Genomic DNA, 11,655 nt, shown 5'->3' with positions numbered 1-11,655 from the left:
GTGCCGAGAGCGAGAAGCGCAGCTCCCGCTCGTCTTCGAAAGTTTTCCTGCCCTGCATCCCATTGAAGATTTGGTAATATATACTTTTACGATTATCTTCAATAGGTTGTGCAACAAGCACAAGGTGCAGCTTTTAAGCTCGGCTACGCCTCGCTCATCGGCTGCACGAACACCGTTGCAACCACAAAATAACTCATTCAACGAAGTTACTCCCTCACTACCTCACTCAACTTCTCAAACACATTCCCTATCTTATCCAGCACAGCTTGCTGCTCACGCAACCTATAGTCCTGCTTCAGGTCGCTAGGACGGTGGTAGCTCAGGTATACCTTGCCGTTTTCATCCTGCCACACCAGTAAACGCAACGGAAGGTCAAGACCTGTACGTTGGTCAGCTTGCATCAGGGTGGTGCCTACCTGCGGATTACCGAAAATGAGCACATGGGTGGGACGAAGCGCAAGCCCGTTATCAGCAGCAGCTTTGGCATGGTCTACCTCGGCTACCAAACTAATGCCCATAGTTTGTATAGCGGCCCTAAGTTTGGAAAGGGTTTCGTCCATGCTGTAGGCACTCTGTTTTGTGATGAGGTTGTCTGTTTGCAGAGGCTGGGCCATGTTGGCACAAGCGGTGCAAATCAAAATGGAAAGTAGAAGAGCAATTTGCTTCATAAGGTATATGATGGTTTTAGATGGTGACACCAGCCCATTTCAGGTATACAGGAAATCAATGATACTGACTTTGTCATCTTGCGGTAGATAATAATATGTCTTAAGGTATAGCCAACTCTTAAGCGGGCAGATCACGAACAAATGCCCTGGGTTCCTAAACATGTGTTACTGTCAGATTCGTCTAGCCAGGTTCAGTCATTATGAGCCAGTAGTTCCTCCACCGGCCATCCTGCTTTTTTAGCCCCTGCCTGGTAGGCGCTTTCCAAAAAGTCCAGGAGCGCCTGATGCGGATCTTTCTCTTTTCGTAGGTCCTCGTAAGGAAGCAACGCCATGGGGCTGCCATTGGAGTCTACCCAGGAAGCGGCTTTGGGTTTGAGCGGCTCTTGGTCTATACCTGCTGGTGAGGGGAAGGTATAGGAGTAGAAGGCCGGGAAACGTACCTGCTCATCCCCGGGCCAAAAGCCGAAACTGATCACCTCATGCGAGTAGGCATTCCGCTCGATCTTGCCAGCATCCGGCCGTACGGGTACTTTCTTGCCTGAGAATCGACCTACTGCCAGGTCTATATGATGCCAGTAAAGTTGTACGGGAGAAGTTTTGCCGTAGAAGCGTCCGTTAAACTCTTTCATCACCTTGTCAACAGCGGACAGTACTTTCCAGTAGGTGTGTACCTGCTCCGGATGATAGGTAGCATGCTTGTGGTCCTCGGCAAAAGGAATTTTGCTCTTGTTATCGAATGGCTTGGCAAGTATATCTACTTCGATGCCCAGTTTATGAAGCGATTTCATAACAGCAGTATAGAACTCAGCTACACTGAGCCCATCCTGTAGCTTGATTTGTTCCTGCTCGCCTGTGCTTGCACAGATACAGAGCTGGTGATCGACAAAATCAAACTCAATCTCGAAGGTATGATAACCGTAAGGTATAGGCCCTGTCGTGAGTCCGCGGGAAGAAAGGTATAGTGTGACGTGCCACCAGTGGATACGGGGTGGCGTGAGCGTGAGCCGTATTTTCCCGATGATTTGCAGGTAAAGGTGCAGTGTGTCTTTGGTTGCTTCCCACTCTTCCAGCGGAAGGGGGGGGAAATCGAGTTCGCTGGTTTCGGGAATGGGGTTTCGCTGCATGGTCTTGTCAGGTTAGCTTCTGTTTTATACCGTTTACGGGCCCTTAGGTTTTGTGTATCGGATAACGTAATGACTGAAACTGATCCTCGGAGCAAGTTCAGCGGTGCCATATCCAAAACATTTCCGCAAGCTTTTGACAAAAGGCATGACAAATTCACTTACAAAAATTATATTAGCAGTCGGGCAATAATTTTGCAGTGTCCGTATACCTCGGTCTGCCGGCAACCGCACCAATTCTGACGTGGCCGGAGGCTTTTATAACATCTGAAAACATGCTGATCAATAAGGTTTCTGACCAGATAAAGCGAAGTAAATACATCAGCCGCGACCTGAGCTGGCTGCGCTTCAACTACCGTGTACTCGACCAGGCCCGCGACACGAGCCGCAGTCTTTTCGACCGGCTTAAGTTCATGGCCATCACGGCTTCCAACCTCGATGAGTTCTTCATGATCCGGGTGGGCAGCTTGTACAACTACATCGACTACGGCAAGGAGCGGCTCGACTATTCGGGTCTGCGCGAAATGCCGTTCCGCAAAAAACTGCTGGATTACGCACACCGCTTCGTCAACGATCAGTACCTAACCTTCAACAACGAACTGACCGAGCTGTTCGATAAGAGCGGCTTCGATATACTCAAAGTGGGCGACCTGACCGAGATCGAGCAGAAGAAGGTGGACAGTTACTTCAAAAATACGATCTACCCGCTGCTCACGCCCATGGTGTTCGACAATTACCACGGCTTCCCGCTGCTCATGAACCAGCTGCTTACCTTTGGCGTGGTTACCCGCACCACAGAGGAGCAGAAGGCGCAGGACCGCGTCACCTTTGTGCAGATACCTCAGAACCTGGCCCGTTTTTACGAAATCAACCGCAAGGATAAGATCGTCTTTGTGCCGATCGAGGAAATCATTCGCTGGAAGATCAAAAAGCTTTTCCGCAATGTGGAGATCGTGTCGGTTAACCTGTTCCGGATTACCCGAAACGGTGACTTTACACTGGAAGAGTCCGACGATATTGAGGCGGACTTCGTGCAGGAGATCAAGTCGAAACTGAAGACACGCAAGAAAGGCCGTGTGGTGAGACTGGAGATAGAGCGCAATCCGTCCCAGTTTATGATGAAGGTGCTGAAAGAGCGCTGGACCATCGACAATGCCAACGTCTTCACGATCACCAGCATGATCGACCTGCGCGGCCTGTGGCAGATTATCAACCATCGTCAGTTTAAAGACAAAGGGTTTAAGCAGCCGGCACCCGTTACGCCGCTCAGCCTCCCAGCCGAGTCGGTGGACATGTTTGAGTACCTGAAAGAGCATGACGTGCTGCTGCACCATCCTTACAACAACATGGAGCCGGTAGTGCAGTTGCTGGAGCGGGCTGCCGAAGACCCGTATGTGCTGGGTATAAAGCAAACCATTTACCGGCTGGCTGACCAGTCCAGAGTGACGGCGGCTTTGCTGAAAGCGGCTGAAAACGGCAAGCACGTTTCGGTGCTGTTTGAGGTGAAGGCACGTTTTGATGAAGAGCGAAACCTGCGGGAAGGCGAACGCCTGGAGAAGGCAGGTTGCTTTGTGATCTATGGCATTAGCAAGTATAAAACGCACACCAAAATGCTCATGATCATCCGTAAGGAAGGGGAGAAGGTGACGCGCTACATTCACATTGGCAGTGGAAACTACAACGAACAAACCGCCCGCCTTTATACTGACGTGAGTTTGCTGACGACCAATGAAGTATATGCGCACGACGTGTCGGAGTTTTTCAATGTTATAACGGGGCACTCCAGACCGAACGAGTACAAGTATTTGCTCACCTCTCCTAAAGCGATGCGGTCGCAGCTGATCGAGCTGATTCGCCACGAGGCGCGCAATGCCAAGAAAGGCCTGAAAAGCGGCATCGTGATCAAGATCAACTCATTGGAGGACAAGGAGGTGATCGACGAGTTTTACAAAGCGTCCAAGGCAGGCGTGCCGATCAAACTGATCGTGCGGGGCATCTGCTGCCTGCGTCCGGGCCGCGAAGACCTGAGCGAGAATATTTCGGTGAAGTCAATCGTGGGCGAGTACCTGGAGCATAGCCGCATTTATTACTTCCATAACAACGGTGAGCCCAAGGTATACGGCGGCAGCGCCGACATAATGGTGCGCAGTTTCGATCGCCGCGTGGAGGCACTTTTCCTGATCGTGAACGAAGAGTTGAAGAAAGAGTCCATCAACATACTCTACTACAACCTGCTCGACAACCAGAACTCCTACATCATGCGTGAAGACGGTACCTACGCCCGTAAAAGGCCAGCCGCCAACGAAGAGATTGTGGATGTGCACAAGGTGTTCTACAAGAAAGTGTTTGAGGAAGCCACACAGGAAGTGGAACTGGTATAACTTAACACACGCCCTCTCCTGATAACAGGAGGGGGCTTTTTTTAGCTTTTGCCATTCACAGGTACAAGCACTGCTATACCTGCGCAGCCCTGCTGGCAAAGCAAAAGCTACCGGCTAATCTGGCTTATCACAAAGCGCTCCTGATGGTGTTGCTCATAGAGCGCATGAATCATCCCGTCCTTCAAACCAACGGCAGGAACCAGCATACTCTCGAGCTTGGCCCACTTCATGGCGGAAAGGTATATCTCGGCGGCGGGAAGGATCACGTCAGCACGGTCAGGGTTAAGAAGTAGCTCGGTGATGCGCTGCTCCATGGTCATACTGGCCACACGGTTAACAATCTCCTCGATTTGTTTGCGGAAGATCGGCTTGCCTACCGACTTGCCGGACATGTCAAATATCTTGTTGATGTTACCGCCTGTGCCAATGGCCCGGGTGAGGTGGTATTTCCTGGAGTTCTCTTCAATCCAGAGGCGCATGCTGTTCCAAAGCTCCTGGGAGTCCACGCCGTGCATGTGGCGGATAGATCCTTGCTCAAAGGACTGTGAAGCCATTTTCTCACGGTTCACATAAATGTTAAATTCCGTGCTGCCGCCCCCCACATCAATGTGCAGGTAATTACGCTCATCCAGGAAGTTTGCGATTACTTTGTTGATCAGGTCGGCTTCGGCCACGCCATCGATTACCTGTATACCCATGCCAAGGGCCTGGTGCACGCGGTCCAGAATCTCGGGGGCATTTTGGGAGGTGCGCATGGCGGAAGTGGCGCATACCATGTAGTGGTCTACATCGTGCACGTCCAGCAGCAACTGGAAAGCGTGCATAAGCTTGATGAATTTCTGAATTTTCCCCTCACTGATATAGCCCGTGTTAAACACATCCTCGCCAAAGCGAATGGCGTAGCGGATGTATTCCACGCGTTTGAAAATGACGTTTCCGTTCTGGTTCAGCACATTGGAGATCTGGCATCTCACCGCGTTCGAACCGATATCAATAGCAGCTAACTTCAAAAATTATCCGATTAAGAGCGTTCCACATGATTTGCTACCCAAATATAGGTATAAATGCTGTACCCGGAAAGCTCTAATGATACTGAAATAAGTCTCTCAATGACCGTTTGACCTCACACACTTACACAATGTTGGGATTTGAAACCTGTAAGTGAAAGGGGAGTCTTTCCTCATTTTAAATTGAGGATTAAATAAATGTAGGTTTAGTCGGGCCATTCTCATACGCTTACCTCCGTTGAGTAAATTCTGACTGATGTTGAATGATTTGTAGGCATGGTTGTAGCTTTTGCACAAATTCGAACAGTGCAAAATCCTGAACGTACAATGAAGGTACATCAACCAAAGTGAAAGGTGAGAAAGAACGTTAGAAAGAAGAGCATAAAAGAAAGATGGCGTCGCCGAAAGCGTAAGGTAGGAAAGCGGCTTTTACCGTTGTTTGCACCGCTCATCCTGTCGCCTTCTGCCTCCATCGGAGCTGGCAAGTATGTATCGATCGAGAGAGACACCAAAAACAATATTACGGCCCTGAAGGTCATGCGTTTTGAGCAGGTGTCGTTCGACCTCTACACACAGATGAACCTCACTGCATCTGATATGAGCTACGACGTCTTCAATAATGCCCTGATGGGGTATTACAGCTTATACAACGAAGGGCGTCTTTCGGGTAAGGGCATCCTAACGGTAGTGGACTTCACAAAATCTTCCAATGAGAAAAGGCTCTGGGTGCTCGACCTCAACAACAGACAGGTGCTGCACAATACCTATGTGGCGCATGGGCGAAACTCCGGGAATGTGCAGGCGCAGGCCTTCTCCAATGAGCACAAGTCTTTTATGAGCAGTGTGGGATTTTACGTGACGGATGAAGTGTATTACGGCAAACACGGCAAATCCCTCCGGCTGGACGGTATGGATGAAGCCTTTAATTCGAACGCACGTGACCGCGCTGTCGTGATGCACGGAGCGGAGTACGCCACAGAAAGTTTCATTAAACAGTATGGCCGGCTAGGCCGCAGTTTGGGCTGCCCGGCTGTGCCGTTGGGTGAGCATGAGAGTATCATCGACGCCGTAAAAGGCAAAACGGCACTCTATATTCACGCCGGCGACGAGAGTTATACCTCCCCCTACCTGGATCATGCCAATGCCGTAGCAGGGTACATTGCCAGCATGCAGCCTACCCCGCTTCCTCCGGCAGAGTTTTCCATTTAATGCCGCAGCCTATACCTGGCTTTTGGTCAGCCCTGACCTGATCGCCCGCCAGCAAGGTATCGAGCGCCTGTCGCAGGTCTTCTCCTGTAACAGGCGTTTCGTTTTTAGGGCGGGCATCATCGAACTGGCCATGGTAAGCCAGTCGCATGTTACGGTCGAACACGTAAAATTCGGGGGTGCAGACGGCCTGGTAGGTACGGGCAACCTGTTGGGTCTGGTCATACAGGTATGGGAAGGGAAATTTCTTTTCTTTGGCGAGTTCACGCATTTGCTGCGGACCGTCCTGCGGATAGCTTACGGCATCGTTTGCGCTAATCCCCACAAAACTCACGCCCCGCTGCTTATACTCGTTGGCTGTGTCCACCAGTTCGTCCAGGATGTGCAGCACATAAGGGCAGTGGTTGCACAGGAACATGATGACGGTCGCCTTAGTGGAAGCAACATCCTCCAGACTAACAAGCTGATCAGAAACAGTATCGAGCAGAGCAAAATTGGGTGCTACAGTGCCCAGTGGTAATGCTGTGGAAGCTAATGGCATAACGCTGTAGATTAGAAGTGAGACTTAGCGCGGGCTATACCCGATCACTGAACTAATATAGGATTTATACCGTGAATAAAAAATAAAAATCAACAGAACCCCGCTATGGGTTGGGGTATCTGTTGATTTTTATTTTAAACGAAATTTACATTCCGAACAGGTATAAGCTATACCTGTTTTTCTTAATTATCAAAGTTTCGGGTGATGGCGAAGTAGATGACATAAAACCAGCTGAATATGCCGTGGAGTATTGCCCACAGAATAGATTGGTTGCGTGACCAGGAAGCAACCACAGCGATGACGGCACCTAAGCCAACCCCTTTTTCTATGACAGTTGTTTGCGTTACCTCAGATGCAGATTCAATTTGTGCCAGCAAAGGAGTTACGCAAGCAAGAAAAAGTAATAAGCTAAGTGTTAGTTTCTTATTCATTGTAAGGGATTCGGTTAGTGTAGCTATATTAGATTGGTAATATACATAAAAGAATGAATATTGACCTATCTGCCGTATAGTTGCACTTCCTCCCGTAGTCTATGCGCCACCGTCTTGGTGAATGATCCTGGTTGCAGACGCCATTGCCAGTTGCCTTTGGCGGTAGAAGGCTTGTTCATGATCGCTTCTTTGCCCAACCCCAGCACATCCTGCATAGGCAACACCACCAGTTGCGAAACCGACATATAGGCCAACCTAGCCATCACAGAACTGACATTTTCCTTAGAAAGGCGCTGTGCGCTGTAGTCGCTCAGTCGTTTTTTGTCATCCCGGCTGGCATCATGTTCATACCAGGCCCGCACAGTGCTGTTGTCGTGTGTGCCTGTGTAGACAATGGAGTTTTGTATGTGATGGTGTGGGGCATACAGGCTTTCGGGCAGGTCCTCGCCAAAGGCAAACAACAGTACCCGCATACCTGGCAAATCAAATTGTGCCATCAGGTCTCGTACGGGTTGGTCTATTTCGCCCAGGTCTTCGGCAATGATGGGCATGGCAGGAAACTTCTTCCTGATCACAGTAAGCAGTTCAGCTCCCGGTGTTTTCACCCACTTCCCGTTCATGGCCGTCTTATCGCCGGCAGGTACCTCCCAGTAAGCCGAAAACGCACGGAAATGGTCGAGTCGCAGCAACCCAAAAAGCTCCAGGTTATGTGCTATACGCTGTACCCACCAGTCAAAATGCTGCTCTTGCAGTTTCTTCCAGTCGAATACGGGCGTACCCCAAAGCTGCCCCGTTTCGCTGAAGTAGTCCGGTGGCACACCCGATACCGCAGTTGGCATGTTGGCCCGGTCCAGTTTGAAAATATGCCGGTGGGCCCAAACGTCGGCGCTGTCGTGGCTCACATAAAAGGGCATGTCACCGATGAAAGTGATTTCCCTGGAGGTGCAGTAAGCCTTGAGCTGTGCCCACTGTCGGTAGAATAGAAACTGGAAGAATGCCTCCCGCTCTATCTCGTCCTTTAGTTCGGCTGCCAGTGCCTCCATGGCATGATCCTGCCTGGTTTGCACCTTCACGGGCCACTCACTCCAGGGGGCCTGATCAAAATAGTGCTTGAAAGCCACAAAGCAGGTGAAGTCTGGCAGCCACTCCTTGTGCGCTTCCTGAAAACGGATGAATTCGCTCTTGAGCTTGCCTGCCTCGCCCTCTTTGAAATTGTCGTAAGCCAGGCGCAACAGCTTTACTTTGTAGGCCGCCACTTTGGGGTAATCCACCTTTGCCTTGTCGAAACCGCCGCCAGCCCGTAAGTCTTTTTTGTCTAAAAGGCCGTCTTCCACCAATCGCTCCGGACTGATGAGCAGCGGATTGCCTGCAAAGGCTGAGTGGCTGCTGTAGGGTGAGTTGCCCGAGCCGATCTCAGTTGGGTTAAGTGGCAGGATCTGCCAGTAACGCTGACCCGCTTCGGCCAGCAGGTCGGCAAACTTGTAGGCCTCCGATCCCAGATCGCCTATACCATAGGCCGATGGGAGGGAAGTGATGTGGAGCAGGATACCGCTACTTCGTTTTGGTATGATCATGGGTTTGTGGACGTTAGTAGTGCTACAGGGAAAGAGGCGAACAGATCTGCCAAAGGTATAGCTTTTGTCGCTTGCATGTGCGTATCCCCAAAAAGCTGTTTCCATTGCTGCGGCGCATCTGCCGGTAATTCCAACTCTGTGTCGCCCCATGCTTCTTCACCAAGCGGCAGTTCATTTTCTGAGATGATGCCTGTGAGCAGGCGTGGGACCACCACCAGGCACCAATTGCCTTCACGTTGCCGGGCAAAGGCGATGGCATGCTCGCTATACCTGCCTTTGAGTTGCAAGGGCAGGTAATTCCCTTTGTCGAAAAGTTGTTTCAATTCGTTGCGCAGGTGGAGCACTTTATGCAACAGGTATAGCTTTACTTTCCCATCATTCGGCGACTTCAAGAGCTCCTGCAACAGTTCTTTTTGCTTGTCTTTTGCTTTGATCTCCTTTAAAAATTGTTGCCTTTGGTCGTAGTCCACTGGTCGGCGGTTGTCAGGGTCTACCAGACTGAAGTCCCAAAGCTCGCAGCCCTGGTAGATGTCAGGTACACCCGGGCAGGTAGTTTTGAGCAGGGTCTGGCAGAGAGAGTAGAGCCAGCCAAAATGGGCTGCTTTCCGGAAGAATGGCTGGAAGGAAGCCATGAATTCCTCGTCCTCCTGCAGGAGTTGTTTCACCAGATCTTTCACAGCCGTCTCATATTCCTCGTTCGGCGAAGACCAGTTGGTGTTGACCTTGGCCTCCCGGAAGGCTTTCACCAGATACTCCTGCACTCGTTCGACCAGGGTATCGTCCACACTCCCATCAATCGGCATGACACCTACCAAAGTCTGCAGTATGAAGTACAGGTCGTTTGAAGTGGGGCTTCCTTTTTTGATGTGCTTTTGGGCCAGTCTCATCCACTTAGTTGCTGCCTTCTCCCACTCCTCAGGTATTTCGCTCAGCACCTGCAGACGCATGCGAGACCCTTCGCCGCGTTTGGTGTCGTGCGTGGCCGTGGCATTGATGGAATGCGGATAGGTTTTGAGGCGGTACTGCATCAGTTCATGAAAATCGTGGCGTGCGATGTGAAACACATCGGGGCTGTTGCCTACCTCGTTGAGCGCCAGCAGGCGGTTGTAATTATAAAAGGTCGTATCCTCGACGCCCTTCGCTGCCAGCGGCCCCGTAAACTGTTGGCTGCGCATGACAAAATACAGCTTGCTGCGCCTCTGCTCTTCCGAATCCTTATCCCCTGACTCAAACAAAGTGCGCAGATGGTCTAACTCGGCTTTGGTCTCAGGCGCTTTTTCATGCGCGATTTCAAAGGCTGTTTCTACCACCTCTAGGGCAGCGGGAGATAACGGGAAGGTATGGCCGTAGATACGATATACCGGGAAGGAAGCGAGCAAAGTAGCCAGGGCGTGGTGCCAGCCTTTATCATCTGACAACGACGGCAGCAGATCCGAATCGCGGAGCAAACGCAGCAGGTTTTGCAGCTCACCCTGCATGTGGTGTTCCAGTATCATGAGTTTTTTCTCATACACCAGTTTTTCATAGTCGTGCAGGGCATCAGGCACCATCCGGTGGTAGATCTCCGTGAGTTTTTGCTCGCCATTGGCGTCGGTATAGAGGTTACTTACCCAGGCCAGAAAATCGTAACCGCTGTTGCCTTCGATTGGCCAGTAGTCGGGCATGTTTTCTTCGCCTTCCAGAATCTTCTCCACCACCAGGTATACCTCATCGCCAGCCAGGTTGCGCAGTCGCTTCAGATAGGTGTCGGGGTCAAAAAGACCGTCGACGTGATCTACCCGCAGGCCTTGTACCAGCTTTTGTATGCATAGCTCTTTGATAAACTGGTGATAATGGTCGAATACTTCCTGCCGCTCCATACCAGTGCAAATCAGATCGTTGACGGTGAAGAAGCGGCGGTAGTTGATGCGCTTTTCAGTTTCCTGCCAATGCGTGAGCACATAATACTGTTGCTCCAATAGATGGTGCATGGCCGCATCATCCTCATTTATACTTTGCAACACGCTAGCTATACCTTGCTTCAGCTCTGGGTTGTCCTGCACGGTTTGGTAAAGTGTTCGTTTGCCCTGCTGCCATACCTCAGGCTCCAGCGTGTCTTGCGTCATGCGCTTTTCCAGTTGCTGTACTTGTTCAGTAAGAGTGGCTTTGGCTTGTTGTGAATTGAGTTGATCACTGACCTGCCGCAAAAGTGAGGTATAGCTGTCGATACTGATCGGGTAGATATTGTCGAAGTAGTGCAGCCGGAAGCCGTGGGCATCGAACGTTACTTTGAGTTGCTTTTGCTTCACCACTTCCGGCAGCGCCTCTCCCAGAAACGGCACCATCACCTGCCCATCAAAATCAGGGTGGCTGAAGTCGACATCGAAGAAGGTATAGAAGCGCGATTTCTGCCCTTTCTCGAGTAAATCCATCAGCCAAGCGTTGTTCGGGTGGTAGGCCATATGGTTGGGCACAATGTCCTGTAGCCAGCCCATCCTATGGGCCTTCAGCTCCTGGGCAATTTCCTGCAGTTCTTCCAGGGTACCCACATCGGGGTTGAGTTGGTGCGGGTCGGTAACATCATAGCCATGCTCGCTTCCGGGGCGGGCCGTGAAAAATGGTGCCGCATAAATGGTGTTGATGCCCACCTCCCGCAGGTATGGCAGTATACTTTTAAGGTCCCTTAATTTGAATTTAGGAGACAGCTGCAGTCTATAGGTAGAGGATGGAATGTAAACCATATCGTG

At 50.8% G+C, this 11,655-nt stretch carries 9 protein-coding genes; 2 read left to right on the top strand and 7 right to left on the bottom strand.

Translation table 11 applies throughout. The annotated features are described in order from the left end of the window. Positions 1–206: 206 nt before the first annotated feature. Together H9Q13_RS11500 and H9Q13_RS11495 are read right to left on the bottom strand one after the other, a co-directional pair. Positions 207–668: a DUF302 domain-containing protein gene (locus tag H9Q13_RS11500; RefSeq protein ID WP_191183939.1), complete on the bottom strand. Its 462-nt coding sequence runs from the start codon at positions 666–668 to the stop codon at positions 207–209. Between the two features lie 191 nt (positions 669–859). Continuing rightward, the gene (locus H9Q13_RS11495) at positions 860–1,792 is read right to left on the bottom strand and encodes a DUF5996 family protein (RefSeq protein ID WP_191183938.1); all 933 of its coding nucleotides are present in this window, start codon (positions 1,790–1,792) and stop codon (positions 860–862) included. Between the two features lie 272 nt (positions 1,793–2,064). Between H9Q13_RS11495 and ppk1 the strand changes: the two genes are divergently transcribed. Next, positions 2,065–4,170, top strand: a complete 2,106-nt coding sequence (gene ppk1 / locus H9Q13_RS11490; RefSeq protein ID WP_191183937.1) for a polyphosphate kinase 1 — start codon at positions 2,065–2,067, stop codon at positions 4,168–4,170. Positions 4,171–4,277: 107 nt separating this feature from the next. Here the strand turns inward: ppk1 and H9Q13_RS11485 are convergent, their stop codons facing one another. Next, entirely contained in the window at positions 4,278–5,180 is a 903-nt protein-coding gene (locus H9Q13_RS11485; RefSeq protein ID WP_191183936.1) for a Ppx/GppA phosphatase family protein, read from the bottom strand. A 351-nt stretch (positions 5,181–5,531) separates the two neighbouring features. Between H9Q13_RS11485 and H9Q13_RS11480 the strand changes: the two genes are divergently transcribed. After that, complete coding sequence (locus tag H9Q13_RS11480; RefSeq protein ID WP_317173896.1) at positions 5,532–6,386, top strand: murein L,D-transpeptidase catalytic domain family protein; 855 nt, start codon at positions 5,532–5,534, stop codon at positions 6,384–6,386. On the opposite strand, the gene H9Q13_RS11475 is transcribed toward H9Q13_RS11480, so the two are convergent. The 4 genes from H9Q13_RS11475 to treY form a co-directional block, all read right to left on the bottom strand. Continuing rightward, complete coding sequence (locus H9Q13_RS11475) at positions 6,352–6,924, bottom strand: thioredoxin family protein (RefSeq protein WP_191183935.1); 573 nt, start codon at positions 6,922–6,924, stop codon at positions 6,352–6,354. The two genes, H9Q13_RS11480 and H9Q13_RS11475, sit on opposite strands and share 35 nt — an antisense overlap. Positions 6,925–7,106: 182 nt before the next feature. Further along, positions 7,107–7,355 (bottom strand): hypothetical protein, encoded by a 249-nt coding sequence (locus H9Q13_RS11470; RefSeq protein WP_224744237.1) that lies wholly within the window; start codon positions 7,353–7,355, stop codon positions 7,107–7,109. A 65-nt stretch (positions 7,356–7,420) separates the two neighbouring features. Then, complete coding sequence (gene malQ, locus H9Q13_RS11465; protein WP_224744236.1) at positions 7,421–8,929, bottom strand: 4-alpha-glucanotransferase; 1,509 nt, start codon at positions 8,927–8,929, stop codon at positions 7,421–7,423. Continuing rightward, positions 8,926–11,649, bottom strand: coding sequence for a malto-oligosyltrehalose synthase (gene treY / locus H9Q13_RS11460; protein WP_191183933.1), 2,724 nt, complete (start codon positions 11,647–11,649; stop codon positions 8,926–8,928). Before treY ends, malQ begins: the two co-directional genes overlap by 4 nt. Positions 11,650–11,655 lie beyond the last annotated feature (6 nt).

Source organism: Pontibacter aquaedesilientis, from assembly GCF_014773225.1.
Taxonomy (GTDB): Bacteria; Bacteroidota; Bacteroidia; order Cytophagales; family Hymenobacteraceae; genus Pontibacter; species Pontibacter aquaedesilientis.
The sequence above is the reverse complement of the archived record's forward strand: the minus strand, read 5'-3'. Positions and strand labels throughout refer to the sequence as shown.